Source organism: Pseudomonas sp. PB3P13 (genome assembly GCF_054897735.1).
In genome coordinates, this window is the sequence record NZ_CM142702.1 from 3,121,539 (window position 1) to 3,141,542 (window position 20,004).

Consider the following 20,004-nt stretch of genomic DNA (forward strand, 5'->3'; position numbering starts at 1 on the left):
TCACATGCAAACTACGCCTTACACAAACACAACTTCTGAAAATGAACACCAACTAATGGAAGTCAGAACCGCACTCATTCAAGTGATGAATAACGAATCACTTATGCGCGATCTGGCTTATACATTGAACAGCATGGGTGGTAACGCCGTGGCCGGTTCCAGTCTGGATCAGGCACAGCGAGCTGGAGCGATTTGTTTGGCGCGCCTGACAGCCGATTTTCCGGTTTCCAGGGCCGGCACGTTCTATCTCGTGCCGGAAAAAGCAACGCTCCTGACGTTCGAGGTGGAAACCGGGACCGACGATGTTGCCAACATTCATTCGACCGGGATCAACAGCTTCATCAGAAGAATCAGTCCCGCGTCGGCCCTCAACGCGGCTCTTCCCAAAATGACCGCCGATCTGCAATCACTCGCTGATCTGGCCAGGTTGAGCGGTGGGTCGATCAGCTCCAACGGGCGAATTACAATCGGTCAATGGCTGCGCTTCCACGGGCTACCGATTCCCGAGAACTACGCGCAATTGCAACAGTTGATCGATGCGCTGGGCTTCGCCGTTTTGCCCGCACGCCCGTCACTGGACAACTATTGGCAAGTTCTCGATACACCCGATGACTCAATGTTCAACCTGACCGATCGCACCCGATTCATTTTCGCCGAGCAAACCGGGCTATTGCGCGGCGATGCGCCCTCCCTGCTTTTCAGGTTTGGCGTAAATGTCGCCTGGGAAGGCAGCGGGAAGCTCCCCACCAGCATTGATTACCGGATGCACAGACTGTTGTCATTCGCCCGGCGAGCTTCGAAGTCAGCGCAGCACTACCTTGATGCACTGGGCTGGTTTACCGATGACAATGCCGAACAACTTTCACCAGCGTTTATCGATCAGCTACTGATCGCCGCCATGCTGTTGGAACTCGATCCGGACGTGGACAATGCGAATACCGCGTTTGCCGGATTCGACTTGTATGCAAAACGCTTTTTACTGCGCAAGCCTGAATCCATTCCCGTGGAGCTGGGACAATACCTGGTCGAAAAATTCCAGCTACAACCGGTTATCGCGCCGGTCGTCGTGCAATGGGTGCTGGCGGGCATGGCCCCACAGTTTCTTGTCCACGATCTGCCGCCGGATTTGAAAATCGGCACGCCGGCCTGGGTCATCCTGAGCCAGGCGGTCAATCTTGTGGAAAGCATCGTCCCCGGCGCGTCGCGCTCGATGAGCTATGAGCACCTGCTCGGGTTCACTCAGATTCCCGGGCTATTGCCACAACTCGAGCCGTTGCAGGCAGGCGGCTCGCTGGACCCGGTGATTACCTGGGCACTGATGAACGGGCTGATCACTGCCGACGCAAACGGTAAGCTGAGTCAGGCAGCCATCGGTGACGCCATTGCACAATACGATCGATATGTAACGGCGTTGACCCAAGCCATCAGCGACGCCGACACACCGATTCCCAGCCGCAAGGCCATCGCGTTGGCAGAACTGACCCGCGAGGTACCTGGCTGCAACCCTCAAGAGCTGCTGGCCAAGTATTACGGCAATGACGGTTGGACCAAACCCAGTGTATCGATACTCGACCTGTACCTGGGAGGTGAACTGGCAAAAGCCACTTGGGGACGAACTCGAGGAGTCGACGTTTATCAGCAGTTTCCTGCGTTAAAACATTTAACACCTGCCAACCTGTTATATGAGCAAGCCATTCAAGCGCATCACGGCAAACTGTCGACTGCACTTGAAATAAATATCAAACATGCTTTGTCGCATCTGGATGAAGCCGAAAGGGCATTCATCGAGACGTCGCAACTGGCGATTTATCAGCTAACCGAAGATCAGCCACATGGATACATTGACACACTCACCACTGTGGCGTCGGTGACCAGCCCGATCCTGAGCCCGTTCTTGCCTGCCAAAACCGTTGCAAGCCCGGGTCGTTATGGGGTCATCCTTTGTGCGTTAAAAGGCCCATGGGTTCGCTGTTACGAACTGTTTGCGTTGCAAATGACCGCCCGTTTCCATGCCGCCTTCGACGAGCGATTTACCTTTCGACTGCTGCACTCGACAGGAACACTGGTCGACCGAAAACTTATTCATGATGCGCCCGTCGACTTGGCCGCTTACACGTCGAATCTCCCCTCTCGCCCGCATATGACCGCTTCGGTAAGGTTTACAAAAATCGGGGAATTCGAGGCATCGAACGAAGCGCCAACTTTTGCATCGCCAGTGCGCTACTTCCAGTCCAGACGAGTGGACGCTATTGCCACCCTCATTGCCGAAAAAGCCCCATTCCTGACTAGAGAGGAGCTTAGTCAAATAGGCCGGGATCAGACAGGTCGAGAAAAGGAACTTGAGGCGATAAGCAAGGTGTTTACCGTGATTCTTAACCTGATTATCCCTTTCAAGGAATGCATTGAGGAACTCTCTTCGGGTGTGGGGTCACGACAGAAAAATGCGATCGCTGGCTGCATTACCGAAGCAGCGTTGATTGCCCTGTCTTTGGTCGCTGCACCTTTCAAAGTGGTCGCTGCAGTCACTAAAGGTGCCACGCTGGCCGGGAAATTGTTTGCGGCCTCACGCGTTACTGCACACACCGTGATCGCACTGTTCAACCCACTGGACGGGGTACCAAAATTGCTCAAGGGCGGTGGAAAACTGGTCGGCCGCCGTTTGGCGAAGATGCGTGCAAGGTCGATATCGGACGTCGCCCGCACGCAACTGTTGCGATTGACCGGCTCCAACAGTTACGACTTGCTCGCAGCGGTGAAACATTCCGGCTCGGCGCCCGAACTGCGCATGTCGCTTGACACTGTGGGGCATGGTCGAGCGCTGTTCAAGAATGACCGCATCAGCACCGCCGAAGATGTGCTGCAGTCCATTTACACACGCGATACAAAGCTGCTGCAAAATGTTCCCGAGCGAGAGCTTGAGCATCTGATGCATAACTCGATGGCGGACATTGCGCTTAAATCCGACAGTGCCGCAGCATTGGGGCAAGTTGTGGAATTCGACGTGGTTGAGCAACTGGCGCGCCGGCATGCACAGACCTATTACCTGGACAATCTACGTCAAATCCCGGAAGCCACGGAGCTGGTCGATACCCTGAACAGCGCCTTGAAAGTGGAATACAAAAACCTCACGGCCATGCTGGCCCACCAAAAGGGATTGCTGACCAAGGATCTGGGGAAAATGCCTTACCACGGCATCGCTGAGGAAATCCGCTTCAACTCCACGGGCGTGACAGAGAATGCGGATCGCGCGACGGCGTGGATTGTGAGCGCATCGAATTCCCAAAACGAGTCCACTGCCATTCGCGCCGTGCTCAGGGAGTTCAGCGCCAGCAACGCGGCGTTAACCGATCCGGCAACGTACAAGGAACTGCACCGCCGGTTGGCCCCTCAGGCAATCGACAGGTATCGCAGTCCTCACCCGGACGTTCGCTACCCATCCAATATCACCGGCGCCGCGATGCTGGAAAAACATTTGGCGGACATTGATCCCGCGCATGAACATTTTGGCAAACATCTGATCGGGTCCTTCCTCGGCTACCACGCGTTCTCCGACGGTAATGGCCGTCTGGCCCGCGCGGCCTATGCAATTACCGAGCTGAGAAAGGGCCGTTTCAACGCACTGGACCGAGCGACAGAAAACCTGTTGAGCGGTTTGAGTTAGCGGTCTACCCGCTCTGCGCCGGGTTCAGGAATACAGCAGGTACCCGGCGCTGATGGCCAATAACACGGCCATCGTCCGGTTGAACCAGCGCAGGTTTCGGGGATTGTTCAGGTATTCGCGCAGGAACGTCCCCGCATACGCCCAGCAGGCGACCGACAGATAACAGATCACCAGGTACACCGCCGCAAACTGCCACACCAGCCGCGTATCGCCATCCGCAACGAACGCGCCAATGCCGGCGACGCACGCCAGCCAGGCTTTCGGGTTAAGCCACTGCATGATCGCACCGTAGAGCATCGACGGCGCCGTCCCGGCCTCTGTGCTTTCCAGCTCACCGTTGTCCGACGCCAGTTTCCAGGCCATGAACAATAGAAAAGCGACGCCCGCCACCTGCACCACTTGGGTCAACACCGGCCACATGATCAGTACCTGATGCAACCCCAGCCCCATGAGGACCAGCAGCAACACAAAACCCAGTGTTGCCCCGGCCACGTGTCGCTGACTGGCACGAAAGCCGTACTGCGCGCCGGAACTCAACGCAACGATGTTCACCGGTCCCGGCGTAATCGATGCCACCAATGCGAACGCCGCCATCGACACCAATACACTCATCGCACACCCGCTCTATCCGTTGAACACGGGCCCAATGTAGCGAACTGGCATTAATGGGTATTGAACAAAACTCCCCATCATCGAAGCCTCCGTAGCAGCTGCCGAAGGCTGCGTCCGGGGCGAAGTCCTTCGCCCTATGCATAAGCCCCCACTACCCGCTTCACCGCGATCAATGCGGTGCGTAACGAAGCCATGTCCACCGACCCCAGCGCCAGCCGGATCGCATGGGGAACACTGGCGGCGATGGAAAAAGGGTCGGCCGTCGAAACGGCTACCTGCTCCTGCATCAATGCCACAACGATCTGGTCGGCTCGGGCATCCTCACCCAAGGGCAGCCATAAAAAGTACGAAGCCGGATGGCTGATGTAAGGCAACCCCGTCAGAATCTCCCTGGCAAGCGCTTGCCGCGCCTGAGCATCTGCACGCTTTTGCGCCTCCAGTGTTTGGACGGTGCCATCGTCCAGCCATGCGCAGGCAATCGCGGTCATTACGCCGGGCGTGTTCCAGGTGGTGGCGCGGATCGTGCGCTCCAGTGCCGGCACGCGGTCTGTCGGCGCGGCGACGAAGCCGACGCGCAGCCCCGTGGCAACGCTCTTCGACAGACCCGACACATAAACCGTCCTCTCCGGGGCCAGATGAGCCAGCGGAGACGGCGGGTCCTCGGCGAGAAACGCGTAGGCGCCGTCTTCGATGATCAACAGGTTGTGCAGACGTGCGATCGAAACCAGTCGATCCCGCCATGTCCCACTCTGCACCCAGCCGAGCGGGTTGTGCAGCGTGGGCATGGAATAGACGGCCCGCACCGGTCGACGCCGGCACAGGGCCTCGAGCGCATCCAGATCCGGCCCGGTGTCGTTGGCAGCGATGGGCACAAGTTCCAGATGCAGCGCCTGGGCCAGTACCTTGAACCCCGAATAGGTCAATGCGTCTGCCGCGACCACATCACCCGGTTTGAGCAAGGCCATCATCGTCACTGCCAACCCATGTTGCGCGCCGCTGACGATCAGAACCTGCTCGGCCTGCACGCACAATCCGCGTGTGCGCAAGTGGTTGGCCACCGAAGCTCGTTCATGCAGGCGACCGGAATGGGGCTGGTAGCGCAAATGCGACTCGAGGTCGCCGGACAGGGCGAGTTGACGCAAGCCGCTGCGCAGCAAGTCAGCCTGCCCAGGCAACGCCGGGTAATTGAAATTGAGGTCGAACACACCAGCCGCCACGTCGGGCTGGTCGACGCCATGATTGGGCGCCAGCGACGTTTCGCGCACAAAAGTGCCGCGGCCGGCTTCACCGCTGATCAGCCCCATGGCTTCCAGCTCGGCATACACACGGCTGGCGGTCACCAGCGCGAGCTTCTCGTTGGCGGCCAGTTCACGGTGAGTGGGCAGGCGAGTGCCCGGTGGCAGCCGTCCCGAGCGGATGTCGGCGGCGTAGGCATCCACCAGCGATTTATAACGAGCGCGCGGCATATCGAGATGTATCCATGACAATTTTTTGATTGTCTTGATAGTCGGCCATACCATGCGCTCAAGGCAACCCCCTATCGACATCCTTCACGTGAGCGCCGCCATGGAACGAGCAACCAGACTGGACAGCCAGACCCGCGAGAAGACCTCCAGCGGCTGGGTCAATGGCTTGATTGGCGTGCTGATTTTCAGCGGTTCGCTGCCGGCCACGCGCGTGGCGGTGCTGGAATTCGATCCGGTTTTTCTCACCGTCGCCCGTGCGACCATCGCCGGGGTGCTTGCGCTGTGTCTGCTGTGGCTGTTCAAGCAGCGGCGCCCTACTCGTGATCAATGGCTGCCACTGCTCATCGTTGCCCTTGGCGTGGTGGTCGGGTTTCCGCTGCTGACGGCGTTGGCGCTGCAGTACGTGACGTCCGCGCATTCGATTGTTTTTGTCGGTCTGCTGCCCCTCGCCACTGCCGCGTTCGGCGTTTTGCGCGGTGGCGAGCGACCTCGTCCGGTGTTTTGGGTGTTCTCCATTTTGGGCAGTCTGCTAGTGTGCGGTTTTGCTCTGTCGCAAGGAATGACGGCCTCACCCGCCGGGGACCTGCTCATGCTATTGGCCATTCTGGCGTGCGGGCTCGGTTACGCCGAGGGTGCAAAACTGTCCAGAACACTCGGCGGCTGGCAGGTGATTTGCTGGGCGCTGGTGCTGTCGCTGCCGGTGATGGCGATGTTGACCGGCCTGCTCACGCCTGCGTCATTCAGCGGGATCAGCACGCCCGCGTGGCTGAGCCTGGGTTACGTCTCACTGTTCAGCATGTTGATCGGTTTCGTGTTCTGGTATCGCGGGCTCGCACAAGGCGGGATCGCCGCTGTCGGTCAACTTCAGCTGCTGCAGCCCTTCTTCGGTCTGGCGCTGGCGGCCACATTGCTGCACGAGCAGGTCAGCCCGGGGATGCTGGTGGTGACGCTGGCGGTCATTCTCTGTGTGGCAGGCGCGAAGAGGTTCGCCAGGTAGTCGACCCGTTACGACTACCGCGGTGCCTGAATGCATGGTTGATCGCGAACACCTGAAAGCGAGTCAGAATTGCCTGTCGATTTTTCGGTGGAGCACTTGCGCAACCCGACTTATGCTCATTCCATGAACCTACAAAACGCTGCACTTCCGCCCCATGCCGAGATGATTCGCGCCATGCTCGAACGGGACACCGCCTACGAGGGGGTGTTTTTTACGGCGGTGAAAACCACGGGCATCTTCTGTCGTCCCAGCTGCACGGCGCGCAAGCCGAAGCCGGAAAATGTCGAGTTTTTCGCCCATGCCGATGACTGCCTGTCGGCCGGCTATCGCGCCTGCCTGCGCTGCAAACCGCTGGACGCTGCGGCCATTGCGCCGGACTGGGTGCAGACACTGCTGAGCGCGGTGGACGCCAATCCCGAAGTGCGCTGGAGCGATGCGCAGTTGCTCGCCGAAGGTGTCGAGCCGCTGAAACTGCGACGCTGGTTCAAGCAACATTTCGGCATGACCTTTCACGCCTGGCTCCGCACCCGGCGCCTCGGCATGGCGTTAGGCGGGATCAGGCAGGGCAACTCGATTGACCACGCGGCGTTCGATTCCGGATATGAATCCCTGAGCGGTTTTCGGCATGCGTTTCAAAGATCCTTCAACATAACCCCCGGTCGCGCTGGCACCAGCGAGCCGTTGCTGTTCAGCCGGCTGACCACGCCATTAGGCCCGATGATCGCCATGGCCGAGCGGCGCGGTCTAGTATTGCTGGAATTTCTCGATCGGCCGGCACTGACCCGTGAAGTCGAAGCCTTGCAACAGCGCTACGGTTACGCCGTGGCACCCGGTCACAACGAGCACTTGGGCCAGGTCGAATCAGAACTGGCGCGATATTTCGCCGGCGAACTCAGTGAGTTCACCGTCGCCCTGCACTTGCCGGGCAGCGAATTCGCCCGGCAAGTCTGGGCGCAGCTGGCGAAAATCCCCTACGGTCAAACCAGCACCTACGGCACCATTGCCGCGGTAATGGGCAAGCCGGGCGCCAGTCGTGCAGTGGGCCTGGCCAACGGGCATAACCGGGTATCGATCATCGTGCCCTGCCACCGGGTGATCGGTGCGGATGGTTCGCTGACGGGCTATGGTGGCGGACAACCGCGCAAGGCGTTTCTGCTCAGGCTTGAGAAAGCGGCGGTGCAGATCGGGCAAGCCGGGCAGACTGTGACGGCGTCTTCGCGAGCAAGCTTTGCTCCTACAGGGGACTTGTTCTGAGCGTGCTTTCACATTCCACCCTCACCTCAGGAGCAAGGTTTGTCCGTAAATCCGTATTTGCCTGCCAGTGAATTTCTGTCGAGCATCGACGACGACTGGAATCACCACATCGCCGCCATTGGCCCGTGCCTGCATCAGCCGCATCCCGCTCGCGATCCCTACCAATCGCTGGTGCGGGCCATTGCTTATCAGCAACTGCATGCCAAAGCTGGGAATGCAATTGTCAAGCGGCTGCTGGCGTTGTTCCCGGGAGATTCATTCCCGCGTCCCGAGCAAGTGTTGGCCGCAGGGTTCGACCAACTGCGCGGCTGCGGTTTTTCCGCGAGCAAGATCGCGACTATCCAGGGTATCGCCCAAGCCACTCTGGACGGCGTGGTGCCGGATTACCCGACGGCGCTGGCCATGGAAGACGAGGCGTTGATCGAGCGCTTGATCACCTTGCGCGGGGTCGGTCGCTGGACGGTCGAAATGTTGCTGATCTACAGCCTGGAGCGGCCCGATATCTTGCCGGCGGACGATTTTGGCGTGCGCGAAGGCTATCGGCGATTAAAAGGGCTGGAGAAGCAGCCGGGCAGAAAGCAGATGATCGAGACCGGGCTGGCGTGGAGCCCGTATCGGACGGTGGCGGCGTGGTATTTGTGGCGTGTGCCGAACCGATAAACCGCGAGTTCCTGCCGCCGCGGCGCTGTTTCATTCAGCCTGACCAGCGCCCACCCTTCCCTTACCAGCCCTGCTACTGCTCGATCTGTCGCAAAATCCAGGGCGGGGATGGTTATGCGATCAACATCGCTGGCGATGCCACCAGCATGAAGGTGCGCGGCCGCAAAGTTGAATTAATTAATTTCAGCCCGTCGGCATTCACGAAAAACCCAAAGGCCCATCACCTTCCCTGATCGACAATGACTTCCCGCCCACTCGGGCGCATGTTGATGCCTCAACCGGAGGGATTAGACATGCTCGACACACTCAAACAGATCAACTCAACCTCAGCCTTCAATCGCTGGGCGGGTTTTGACGTCACTCGCGCCGAGCGTGGCGAAGTCGAACTGACCCTGGTTTTTCGCCCCGCCGACATGGCGCAATATGCAGGGTTTCTGCACGCAGGCCTGATCGGCGGGCTACTCGACACCGCCTGCGGCTTCGCGGCGGGGACGGTGGCCGGTAATGTGTTGGCTTCACATTTTTCGGTCAATTGCCTGGCCCCGGCCGTCGGCGAAGTATTCGTTGCCCGAGGGCACGTGGTGAAGGCAGGCAAGAAGCAGGTGTTCGCCCGCGCCGAGCTGTTTGCGCAAAGCGTTGATCAACTGAAACTGGTGGCAACCGGTGACGCGATTCTGGTGCCGGTGGACGCCCGCTGAGGGATCGGTCGGTTAAGCGGACGCAGCCATCGGCACGCCGCTGTGAAAACGAAATTCCACGTCCGGCGATTCGATCAGTTCCTGCTCGGCGGCGCGGACCTTGTCGATCACCTGAGCGATGTCCCTGGCATCACCGTACTGGTAAGCCAGTTTCAGATAACCCTGGAAATGCCGCGCCTCGCTCTTCAGCAGTCCGAAGTAGAACTTGCCGAGTTCTTCGTCCAGATGCGGCACCAAGGCTTCGAAGCGTTCACAGCTGCGCGCTTCGATGAAGGCGCCGACGACCAGGGTATCGACCAGTTTCACCGGCTCATGGCTGCGCACCACTTTGCGCAGGCCCGATGCGTAGCGGCCGGCGGACAGTTGACGCAGTTCGACCTTGCGCTTTTTCATCAGGCGCATCACTTGTTCGTGATGCACCAGTTCTTCCCGGGCCAGACGCGACATCAGATTGATCAGGTCGACGTGGCTGTGGTACTTGGCAATCAGGCTCAACGCAGTGCTGGCGGCCTTGAATTCGCAGTTCTTGTGGTCGATCAGCAGGGTTTCCTGATCGGCCAATGCGGCCTGAACCCAGCCATCGGGGGTGCGGCAGCCGAGGAACTCGTGGATTTCGGGAAGGATCATGGGGCTCACGGCAAAAGGTCTGATACGAAGGGCGGCGATTATACCGGCCTGCCGCCAGACCACCAGTCGCGACCGTTGATAGGCATCAAGTCCCGGATGCGCGCCCAGCAACTATAGTTGTTCAACGCCGAGTTTTTCCCTTCTGGAGATGCCGATCATGCAAGCCATTCGCAGCATTCTGGTGGTCATCGAACCTGAACATCCGGAAAGCCTTGCGCTTAAACGGGCGAAATTGATTGCCGGTGTGACTCAGGCCCAGCTGCATCTGCTGGTCTGCGACCGCAAGCATGATCACAGCGCCATGCTCAGTGTGCTCAAAGCCGGGCTGCTTGAGGATGGTTACAGTGTCACCACCGAGCAAGCGTGGAATGAAAGCCTGCATGAAACCATCGTCGATGTGCAGCAAGCCGAAGGCTGCGGGCTGGTGGTCAAGCAGCACTTCCCTGATTCATCGCTCAAGAAGGCCCTGCTGACCCCGGCGGACTGGAAACTGCTGCGCTATTGCCCGGCACCGGTATTGCTGGTCAAGACGTCCCGGCCGTGGACGGGCGGCGTGATTCTGGCGGCGATCGACGTCGGCAATACTGACGGAGAACACCGCACGCTGCACGCCACCATTGTCGATCACGGCTATGACATCGCCAGCCTGGCCAAGGCGCACCTGCACGTGATCAGCGCCCATCCTTCACCGATGCTGTCGGCGTCCGATCCGACCTTGCAGCTCAGCGAAACCATCGAGGCGCGCTATCGCGAGCAGTGCAAGGCATTTCAGGCGGAATTCGACATTGATAATGATCACCTGCACATCGCCGAAGGACCGGCGGATGTGTTGATTCCCTTCACCGCCCACAAGTTGGGGGCGGCGGTGACGGTGATCGGCACCGTGGCACGGTCCGGATTGTCCGGGGCGCTGATCGGTAATACGGCGGAGGTGGTGCTGGATACGCTGGAAAGTGATGTGCTGGTATTGAAGCCGGACACCATCATGGATCATCTGGAGGAGATCGTTACCCAGCACTGAGATGTGCGGCGCCTGGTGGATCGCCTTCGCGGGCAAGCCGCGCTCCCACACCTTGTACGCATGTTGCCCGCGATGCCTTCAGCCGCCGAAGGCATCCTTGAGAAACCCCGGCGCGATGTAGCGCTGGTAATGCGCCTCGGAGAGCAGAAAGAACTCCCGATCGATCGCATCCCGCAGCTCCGGCAAGTTCCACTCGCGAAACTCCGGCATCAGCACCATGCCATAAGCCTCAAGATTGTTGATGACTCGCGCGCCGCGGGCGATCAGCTGATAGGCCCAGCAATATTCCGACTGATGGGGCACAAAGCGAATTTTGCGCTGTTCCAGCTGCAGACGCAGGCGCTGGGGGTCGAAAACCTCGAGTTTGCTGGCCATCACCTGGGACAGCAATTGCTCCAGACGCAACCACACCGCGCGTTTTTCTTCCTCGTTGTAACCATTCCAGTTGATCACTTCGTGGTGGAAACGCTTGCAGCCGCGGCAGACCAGGTCACCGTAAACAGTGGAGCACAGGCCGACGCAGGGGGTCTTGATGGTCTGATTGGGCATAGGTAGAAAAGCACGAAAAAGCAGAACAGGTCGGCATGTTAGCCCTTTGTCCGACATTCATCACCCACCAAAGTCCAATGGCCCCTCACTTACCTTTAAATTTTTTTTGCCGTAGAATCAGCCAGCCTTTTAAGGCGCCAATGTCCGTTTGAAGCTGTTTTCAAAGCGTCACGAGCACAGTCGTTCCTTCAGAGCGGTGTTGGCGAGGGGTTTTTCCAGCGGGGAAAAATCCAGCGCCAACCCTCATCAGCTCCCCGTTCTGCAGGCGTAAAACTTTGAAAGCAGCTTCTGTAAGGAATGGTCGGGTAATTCTGGCTAACGGGCCCAAAACGCCCTGCAGTGCATGAGTACGGCCATTTCGGGATGAGCGTCCCGGACACCCATTTGGGACCACTGATGAGGGTAATAACTGTGCTTGAAGCCTACCGCAAACATATCGAAGAGCGTGCAGCACTGGGTATCGTTCCCCAGCCGCTTAACGCCGAACAAACTGCAGGCCTGGTCGAGCTGCTGAAGAATCCCCCGGCTGGCGAAGAAGCTTTCCTCGTTGACCTGATCACCAATCGCATTCCACCTGGCGTGGACGAAGCGGCTTATGTGAAGGCCGGTTTCCTGTCTGCACTCGCCAAAGGCGAAGCCACCTCCCCTCTGATTGACAAGAAACGCGCTGTAGAACTGCTCGGCACCATGCAGGGCGGCTACAACATCGTCACCCTGGTTGACCTGCTCGACAGCGAAGAACTGGCTGCCGTGGCGGCCGCTCAGCTCAAACACACCCTGCTGATGTTCGATGCGTTTCACGACGTCGCGGAAAAAGCCCGCAACGGCAACGAACACGCCAAGGGCGTGATCCAGTCGTGGGCTGACGGCGAGTGGTTCCGCAATCGCCCGACGCTGGCCGACAAGATCAGCCTGCGTGTGTTCAAGGTCACCGGCGAAACCAACACCGACGACCTGTCGCCTGCTCCGGACGCCTGGTCCCGCCCGGACATCCCGCTGCACGCTCTCGCCATGCTGAAAATGGCCCGCGAAGGCATCGTGCCTGACGCCCAGGGCGTAACTGGCCCGATGAAGCAGATCGAAGAAATGCGCGGTCAAGGCTTCCCGATCGCCTACGTCGGTGACGTGGTCGGTACCGGTTCTTCGCGTAAATCCGCCACCAACTCGGTGCTGTGGTTCTTCGGCGACGACGTTCCGTACGTGCCGAACAAGCGTGCAGGCGGCTTCTGCTTCGGCAGCAAGATCGCTCCGATCTTCTACAACACCATGGAAGATGCCGGCGCACTGCCGATCGAATTCGACGTCACCAACATGAACATGGGTGATGTGATCGACCTGTATCCGCATGCTGGCAAAGTCTGCAAACACGGCACCGACGAAGTCCTGACCACCTTCGAAATGAAGACCCCGGTCCTGTTGGACGAAGTTCGCGCCGGCGGCCGTATCCCGCTGATCATCGGTCGCGGTCTGACCGACAAGGCACGTGCCGAACTGGGCCTGGGCCCTACCGATCTGTTCAAATTGCCTGAAGCACCTGTCGACACTGGCAAGGGCTACACCCTGGCACAGAAAATGGTCGGCAAGGCCTGCGGTCTGCCGGAAGGCAAAGGCGTGCGTCCTGGCACCTACTGCGAACCGAAAATGACCACCGTCGGCTCTCAGGACACCACCGGTCCGATGACCCGTGATGAACTCAAAGACCTGGCGTGCCTGGGCTTCTCGACCGATCTGGTGATGCAGTCCTTCTGCCACACCGCGGCCTATCCAAAGCCGATCGACGTGACTACCCACCACACACTGCCTGATTTCATCATGACCCGCGGCGGCGTGTCCCTGCGTCCGGGCGACGGCATTATCCACAGCTGGCTGAACCGCATGCTGCTGCCGGATACCGTCGGCACCGGTGGTGACTCGCACACCCGCTTCCCGATGGGCATTTCGTTCCCGGCAGGTTCCGGTCTGGTTGCCTTCGCTGCCGCCACCGGTGTGATGCCGCTGGACATGCCGGAATCGATCCTGGTGCGTTTCAAAGGCAAGATGCAACCGGGCGTCACCCTGCGTGACCTGGTCCACGCCATTCCCTACTTCGCGATTCAGGCTGGCCTGCTGACGGTCGAGAAGAAAGGTAAAAAGAACGCCTTCTCCGGCCGCATTCTGGAAATCGAAGGCCTGGACAACCTGAGCATCGAGCAGGCTTTCGAGCTGTCCGACGCCTCGGCCGAACGTTCGGCGGCCGGTTGCACCATCAAGCTGTCGAAAGAGTCGATCACCGAATACCTGAACTCCAACATCACCCTGCTGCGCTGGATGATCGGCGAAGGTTACGGCGATGCTCGTACTCTGGAACGTCGTGCTCAAGCGATGGAAGCCTGGGTTGCCAACCCGGAGCTGATGGTTGCCGATGCCGACGCCGAATACGCCGAAGTCATCGAAATCGACCTGGCCGACATCAAGGAGCCTGTGCTCTGCGCGCCGAACGATCCGGACGACGCCCGTCTGCTGTCCAGCGTTGCTGGCGAGAAGATCGACGAAGTGTTCATCGGTTCGTGCATGACCAACATCGGTCACTTCCGTGCTGCCGGCAAACTGCTCGACCAGGTCAAAGGTCAGCTGCCAACCCGTCTGTGGCTGTCGCCGCCGACCAAGATGGACGCTCACCAACTGACCGAAGAAGGCTACTACGGCATCTACGGCAAGGCTGGCGCGCGCATGGAAATGCCAGGCTGCTCGCTGTGCATGGGTAACCAGGCACGCGTCGAGCCGAATTCGACCGTGGTGTCGACGTCGACCCGTAACTTCCCGAACCGTCTGGGTGACGGCGCGAACGTTTACCTGGCTTCGGCCGAGTTGGCGTCGGTCGCTTCCATCCTGGGTCGCTTGCCGACAGTCGAGGAGTACATGGAATACGCGGGCAAGATCGACAGCATGGCGGCTGATGTATACCGCTACCTGTCGTTCGACCAGATCGCCGAATTCCGTGAAGCGGCAGCGAACGCCAACATTCCGTTGGTCCAAGCGTAAGGTTTCACAGCAATAAAAAACGCCGCCCATCGTGAGATGAGCGGCGTTTTTTTTGCCTTGATGCTTGATGTCGGGGGTTCTGCAGATCCATCAGGCGCTGAGTGAATAAATCAACGCCGAAATCGCCACCAGCCCCACCGCCGTTACAAACACATTGGAGGCCTGTCCACGATACCGTGCCATCGCCGGCACTTTGCGGATCGCATACATCGGCATCAAGAACAGAATCGCCGCAATGATCGGCCCACCCAGTGTCTCGATCATCCCCAGAATGCTCGGGTTCAAGGTCGCTACAATCCAGCAAACCACCAGCATGAACGCCGCCGTCAGACGGTCCAGGGTCTTGGGTGCCGGGCGTTTACCGCTCTTCACGATCAAACCCTTCAAGCCTTCACTGGCACCGATGTAATGCCCGAGAAACGACTTGGAAATCGCCACAAACGCAATCAGCGGCGCTGCAAAAGCAATAGTCGGATTGCTGAAATGGTTCGCCAGGTACGACAGGATCGACAGGTTCTGCGCCTTCGCTTGCGCCAGTTGCGCCGGCGACAGGGTCAGCACGCAGCTGAACACGAAGAACAACACCATCACCACCATCAACGCATGGGCGCGCGACAGGATTTGCGAACTGCGTTCTTCCGCGTGCTCACCGTAACGGCGCTTCTGATCCACGGCGAACGCCGAGATGATTGGCGAATGGTTGAACGAGAACACCATCACCGGAATCGCCAGCCACAGCGTATGCAGTAGCGCCGAGGGTTCCGGCAAGGTGGTGGCGGTGCTGAGGATGCCGCCGTTCCAGTGCGGAATCAGGAACACCGCCAGAAACAGCAACGCGACGATAAACGGATACACCATCAGGCTCATGGCCTTGACGATCACCTGCTCGCCGCAACGCACCACCGCCAACAACCCAAGGATCAGAACCAGCGATAAAATCGCGCGCGGTGGCGGCGTGATGTGCAGTTGATGTTCGAGGAAACTGCCCACTGTGTTGGTCAGCGCCACACTGTAGATCAACAGGATCGGGAAAATGGCGAAGAAGTACAGCAAGGTGATCAACGCACCGGCCTTGATGCCGAAATGCTCCTCGACCACTTCGGTAATGTCCGCGCCCTCGCGCCCGGACAAAACGAAGCGAGTCAGGCCACGGTGCGCATAAAACGTCATCGGAAACGCCAATACGGCAAGAACCAGCAACGGCCAGAAACCTCCCAGCCCCGCGTTGATCGGCAAAAACAGCGTGCCGGCACCGATTGCCGTGCCAAACAGGCCGAGCATCCAGGTGGTGTCATGGCGATTCCAGCGGGTCAATGTCGCTGGAGTCGCCGCTACATAGCGTTCGTCGACGCTATTGGCCTGATCATTCATCCGGTGGGATCTCCGCATTCCGGTCAGTTGCTACCCGGCCAGGACGAGTCGGAAAAATCCGACAGGCAGCGTCCCGGTCGAAACAGGGGCGCGATTGTCCGGGATAAATGAACAGAAGCAAAGACTTGGCTGAGGAGCGGTGCTGCGGATCAGATTCGACTGCGTCACTACAACCCCGTAGGCGCAAGCGCGGCGATCGCATCCAGTCGCCAAACAGCAGCGCGCTTGATATCTGCCTGCGGTCATGCATTTATAAAACCGTCTTCATCCCACTGAGGTTCCTGCCATGCCCCTGGTCCGCGTCAGTATCAAACAGCAAGACGATCCCACTTACGCCAAGCGCATCGGCCAATTGATTTTCGCCGCCATGCACAGCGCTATCAATGTTCCGGAAAATGACAATTTCCAGATTCTTACCGAACATGATGAACAGCACTTCATCTACGACCCGCAATACCTGGGCATCCAGCGCAGCGACAATCTGGTGATCATTCAAATCACCCTCAGCGAGGGTCGAACCGTCGACCAGAAAAAGCTGCTCTACAAAACCATTGCCGAGAGCCTGAATGCGCAACTGGCGGTGCGACTTGAAGACGTTTTCATTAGCCTGGTTGAAGTGAAAAAAGAAAACTGGTCGTTCGGCAACGGCATCGCCCAGTACGCGCTCTGACATTCAACCGCCGAACCGCTGCCCGCAGAAGTTGAAAGTGGCGGGAGAACTTTTTCGCCGTGCGAAAACCTTCCGCTGCCGTTCCGCTATGATCATCCTGACGCCGTGATCTCTGCTCATTGCCAAAGCGCATTCCAGCCAGCGATTTCAACGGATTTCGAGCCACAGGAGCCCAGCATGCCCGCAACTGTTCTGGTACTGGTTGAAACCATCAACGATTATTTGCCGATTCTCGAACATCAGGGCTTTCACCTGATTCTGGCACCCACTCCTGCCGAACGCGCTCAGGCCATTGCCACCCACGGGGCACGTATCGATGCGGTGCTGACCCGCGGCCCGCTGGGTCTGTTTGCCGATGAAATGGCCGCCCTGCCCTCGCTCAAGATCATTTGCGTGATCGGCGCCGGTTACGAACACGTCGATCTGCAAGCCGCGTCCGACCGGCGCATCACCGTGACCAATGGCGCTGGTGTCAACGCCTCCTCAGTGGCCGACCACGCCATGGCGATGCTGCTTTCACTGGTGCGTGACATTGCCCGCTGTGACGCTGCCGTACGTCGCGGCGAGTGGCCGAAGATCATGCGACCTTCGCTGGCCGGCAAGCACCTGGGCATTTTGGGCCTTGGCGCGGTCGGCATGGCCATCGCCAAACGCGCCGCCAACGGTTTCGACATGAAGGTCTGCTATCACAACCGCCAGGTTCGCAGCGATGTGCCTTACACATTTTGCTCGACCCCCACTGAACTGGCCCGCGCGTCGGACTTCCTGATCATTGCCACTCCCGGCGGCCTGGGCACCCGGCACCTGATCAACCGGCCGGTGCTGGACGCGCTGGGCCCTAACGGGTTCATCGTGAACATCGCACGCGCCAGTGTTGTGCAGACGGCCGATCTGATTGCTGCGTTGGAACAGCGTCGCATCGCCGGGGCAGCGCTGGATGTCTTCGATCGCGAACCACAAGTGCCGGACGCACTCAAGGCGTTGAGCAATGTGATTCTGACCTCGCACGTGGCGGGTCTGTCGCCGGAAGCCACCAAGGGCACCGTCGAACTGGTCGGCCGTAACCTGGCCGCATTCTTCTCCGGACAACCGGTCCTGACCCCGATCGACTTGCCGGCAGCGGAAAGCCAGGCGGTCCTGTAGGACAATTCAAACAGGCGTATCAAAAGCAATGATTGCCCGGCAACACGCTCACCTATAAGGGCTGAACAGGGTTGTGGGCACTGAGGGTGCGGATTAGATTAGCCAACAGTTTCAGGCCTCCAGAATAAGCAGAAGGGATAAGCATGGCGCTTACTGACCAGTCCACCCGAATCCGCACTGGCGAAGAACTCGATGCCAGCCTGATCGATCCGTACCTCAAAGCGCACATTTCTGGCTTGGACGGTTTGCCGCAGATCAGCCAGTTTCCGGGCGGCGCGTCCAACCTCACGTACTTGCTTGAATACCCTGAACAGGAATTCGTGCTGCGTCGCCCACCGTTCGGGCACAAGGCAAAATCCGCCCACGACATGGGCCGCGAATTCCGCATCCTCAATCAATTGCGCGACGGCTTTCCGTACTGCCCCAAAGCCTATGTGCATTGCACAGACGAATCGGTGCTCGGCGCCGAGTTTTATGTGATGGAGCGGGTCAAAGGGATCATCCTGCGCTCTGAATTGCCGCCTGAGCTTGGCCTGGACTCGGCGAAAACCGAGGCCTTGTGCAAAAGCTTCATCGACAAATTCGTCGAATTGCACCGGGTCGATTACCACGCCTATGGCCTGGGCGATCTGGGCAAACCGCAAGGCTACGTGGCGCGGCAGATCAAAGGCTGGAGCGATCGCTACGAAAAAGCGCTGACCCCCGACGCTCCGCAGTGGGATGCCGTCAAAGCCTGGCTCAACGACAAAATGCCGGCCGATCACCCGACGTCGAGCATCGTGCACAACGACTATCGCTTCGACAACGTCATCCTCGACCCGAGCAACCCGATGCAGATTATCGGCGTACTCGACTGGGAGCTGACCACCCTTGGTGATCCGCTGATGGATCTGGGCAACACCCTCGCCTACTGGATAGAAGCCGGCGACCCCGCGCCGGTGCAATTGCTGCGCCGTCAGCCTAGCCACGCGCCGGGCATGCTCACCCGCCGTGAATTCGTTGATTATTACGCCCAGCGATCGGGCATCGAGATCGACAATTTCGACTTCTATTACACCTATGGCTTGTTCCGACTGGCCGGCATCGTGCAGCAGATTTACTACCGCTTCTTCCATGGTCAGACCCAGGACAAACGCTTCGCATCGTTCATTCACATGAACAAACTGCTGGAGCAGATGAGCCTGCAGGTCATCCACAAATCCAGCCTCTGATCGCGCCTCTGGCCAATTTTCCAATAACAAGACTGTTCACAAGGGAATCCCATGTCCAAGACTCAGTTGTTCGACCTCGATGGCAAGATCGCTTTTGTGTCCGGTGCCAGCCGCGGCATCGGTGAAGCCATCGCCAAATTGCTGGCCCAGCAAGGCGCTCATGTGATCGTTTCAAGCCGTAAACTCGACGGCTGCCAGCACGTCGCCGACGCCATCATCGCCGCTGGCGGCAAAGCCACGGCGGTTGCCTGCCACATCGGTGAAATGGAGCAAATCAGCCAGGTGTTCGCCGGCATCCGCGAACAGTTCGGGCGCCTGGACATTCTGGTGAACAACGCGGCGACCAACCCGCAATTCTGTAACGTGCTCGACACCGACCTCGGCGCGTTTCAGAAAACGGTTGACGTGAACATTCGCGGCTACTTCTTCATGTCCGTCGAAGCCGGCAAACTGATGCGCGACAACGGCGGTGGCAGCATCATCAACGTGGCTTCGATCAACGGTATTTCGCCGGGGATTTTCCAGGGCATCTACTCGGTGACCAAGGCTGCGGTGATCAACATGACCAAGGTGTTCGCCAAGGAGTGCGCGCAGTTCAATATCCGTTGCAACGCCTTGTTGCCCGGTTTGACTGACACCAAGTTCGCGTCGGCGCTGGTAAAAAACGACGCCATCCTGAAGACCGCTCTGGCGCAGATTCCGCTCAAGCGCGTGGCGGACCCGAGCGAGATGGCGGGCGCGGTGCTGTTCCTGGCCAGCGATGCGTCGAGTTATACGACAGGGATTTCGCTGAATGTGGACGGTGGCTTCCTGTCCTGATCGGTCGCCCGGCCAGACCAGGTTACTGGGTCACACACCGAGTCATCCTGGTCACTCGTGTCACCTGCCCGTCCGCCCTCACGTCACCCAGCACATCGGTTTTTTCAGCGGTTTCGCAAGTGCGTTGCGGGACAGGTGGCGGCGCGGCAGGCGGTGGGGGCGCAGGACTGGCGCAACCACCGAGAAGGGCTGCACAGAATGCGAGTGACATGGACGCAATAACG

At 59.0% G+C, this 20,004-nt stretch carries 16 protein-coding genes and 1 pseudogene; 12 read left to right on the plus strand and 5 right to left on the minus strand.

Annotated elements, in window-relative coordinates; translation table 11 throughout:
• Positions 1 to 4 precede the first annotated feature (4 nt).
• Positions 5 to 3,661, plus strand: a complete 3,657-nt coding sequence (locus tag ACYZT1_RS14310) for a hypothetical protein (protein ID WP_462015369.1) — start codon at positions 5 to 7, stop codon at positions 3,659 to 3,661.
• A gap of 24 nt (positions 3,662 to 3,685) precedes the next feature.
• Here the strand turns inward: ACYZT1_RS14310 and ACYZT1_RS14315 are convergent, their stop codons facing one another.
• Together ACYZT1_RS14315 and ACYZT1_RS14320 are read right to left on the minus strand one after the other, a co-directional pair.
• Complete coding sequence (locus tag ACYZT1_RS14315) at positions 3,686 to 4,273, minus strand: LysE family translocator (protein ID WP_462015370.1); 588 nt, start codon at positions 4,271 to 4,273, stop codon at positions 3,686 to 3,688.
• A 134-nt stretch (positions 4,274 to 4,407) separates the two neighbouring features.
• Positions 4,408 to 5,739 (minus strand): aminotransferase-like domain-containing protein, encoded by a 1,332-nt coding sequence (locus ACYZT1_RS14320; protein ID WP_462015371.1) that lies wholly within the window; start codon positions 5,737 to 5,739, stop codon positions 4,408 to 4,410.
• Positions 5,740 to 5,839: 100 nt separating this feature from the next.
• Between ACYZT1_RS14320 and ACYZT1_RS14325 the strand changes: the two genes are divergently transcribed.
• From ACYZT1_RS14325 to ACYZT1_RS14345, 5 genes and pseudogenes are all read left to right on the plus strand, one after another.
• Positions 5,840 to 6,736 carry a DMT family transporter gene (locus ACYZT1_RS14325; protein ID WP_462015372.1) on the plus strand — a complete coding sequence of 299 codons (897 nt, stop codon included), beginning with the start codon at positions 5,840 to 5,842 and terminating at the stop codon, positions 6,734 to 6,736.
• Positions 6,737 to 6,859: 123 nt separating this feature from the next.
• The gene (locus tag ACYZT1_RS14330; protein WP_462019249.1) at positions 6,860 to 7,990 is read left to right on the plus strand and encodes a bifunctional transcriptional activator/DNA repair enzyme AdaA; all 1,131 of its coding nucleotides are present in this window, start codon (positions 6,860 to 6,862) and stop codon (positions 7,988 to 7,990) included.
• Between the two features lie 39 nt (positions 7,991 to 8,029).
• Entirely contained in the window at positions 8,030 to 8,650 is a 621-nt protein-coding gene (locus ACYZT1_RS14335) for a DNA-3-methyladenine glycosylase family protein (RefSeq protein WP_462015373.1), read from the plus strand.
• Between the two features lie 39 nt (positions 8,651 to 8,689).
• Positions 8,690 to 8,817: pseudogene (locus ACYZT1_RS14340) on the plus strand (GFA family protein); the annotation flags it as partial.
• Between the two features lie 126 nt (positions 8,818 to 8,943).
• Entirely contained in the window at positions 8,944 to 9,348 is a 405-nt protein-coding gene (locus ACYZT1_RS14345; protein WP_462015374.1) for a PaaI family thioesterase, read from the plus strand.
• A 12-nt stretch (positions 9,349 to 9,360) separates the two neighbouring features.
• Here ACYZT1_RS14345 and ACYZT1_RS14350 read toward each other — a convergent pair whose 3' ends face one another.
• Positions 9,361 to 9,975: a MiaE family protein gene (locus tag ACYZT1_RS14350; protein WP_462015375.1), complete on the minus strand. Its 615-nt coding sequence runs from the start codon at positions 9,973 to 9,975 to the stop codon at positions 9,361 to 9,363.
• Between the two features lie 157 nt (positions 9,976 to 10,132).
• Between ACYZT1_RS14350 and ACYZT1_RS14355 the strand changes: the two genes are divergently transcribed.
• Positions 10,133 to 10,996: a universal stress protein gene (locus ACYZT1_RS14355; RefSeq protein WP_462015376.1), complete on the plus strand. Its 864-nt coding sequence runs from the start codon at positions 10,133 to 10,135 to the stop codon at positions 10,994 to 10,996.
• Between the two features lie 78 nt (positions 10,997 to 11,074).
• Here ACYZT1_RS14355 and ACYZT1_RS14360 read toward each other — a convergent pair whose 3' ends face one another.
• Positions 11,075 to 11,545: a DUF1289 domain-containing protein gene (locus ACYZT1_RS14360; protein ID WP_462015377.1), complete on the minus strand. Its 471-nt coding sequence runs from the start codon at positions 11,543 to 11,545 to the stop codon at positions 11,075 to 11,077.
• A gap of 411 nt (positions 11,546 to 11,956) precedes the next feature.
• Between ACYZT1_RS14360 and acnB the strand changes: the two genes are divergently transcribed.
• Entirely contained in the window at positions 11,957 to 14,566 is a 2,610-nt protein-coding gene (gene acnB / locus ACYZT1_RS14365; protein WP_462019250.1) for a bifunctional aconitate hydratase 2/2-methylisocitrate dehydratase, read from the plus strand.
• Positions 14,567 to 14,656: 90 nt separating this feature from the next.
• Here acnB and ACYZT1_RS14370 read toward each other — a convergent pair whose 3' ends face one another.
• Complete coding sequence (locus ACYZT1_RS14370) at positions 14,657 to 15,937, minus strand: serine/threonine transporter (RefSeq protein ID WP_462015378.1); 1,281 nt, start codon at positions 15,935 to 15,937, stop codon at positions 14,657 to 14,659.
• Positions 15,938 to 16,223: 286 nt separating this feature from the next.
• On the opposite strand from ACYZT1_RS14370, the gene ACYZT1_RS14375 reads away from it, so the two are divergent.
• The 4 genes from ACYZT1_RS14375 (at position 16,224) to ACYZT1_RS14390 (ending at position 19,780) form a co-directional block, all read left to right on the plus strand.
• A complete protein-coding gene (locus tag ACYZT1_RS14375; protein ID WP_462015379.1) occupies positions 16,224 to 16,607 on the plus strand; it encodes a tautomerase family protein in 384 nt (127 codons plus the stop codon).
• Positions 16,608 to 16,784: 177 nt separating this feature from the next.
• On the plus strand, positions 16,785 to 17,750 hold the full coding sequence (locus ACYZT1_RS14380) for a 2-hydroxyacid dehydrogenase (protein ID WP_462015380.1): 966 nt from the start codon (positions 16,785 to 16,787) through the stop codon (positions 17,748 to 17,750).
• Positions 17,751 to 17,893: 143 nt separating this feature from the next.
• Positions 17,894 to 18,961, plus strand: coding sequence for a phosphotransferase family protein (locus ACYZT1_RS14385; RefSeq protein ID WP_462015381.1), 1,068 nt, complete (start codon positions 17,894 to 17,896; stop codon positions 18,959 to 18,961).
• A gap of 51 nt (positions 18,962 to 19,012) precedes the next feature.
• Positions 19,013 to 19,780 carry an SDR family oxidoreductase gene (locus tag ACYZT1_RS14390; protein WP_462015382.1) on the plus strand — a complete coding sequence of 256 codons (768 nt, stop codon included), beginning with the start codon at positions 19,013 to 19,015 and terminating at the stop codon, positions 19,778 to 19,780.
• The last annotated feature ends 224 nt before the right edge of the window (positions 19,781 to 20,004 follow it).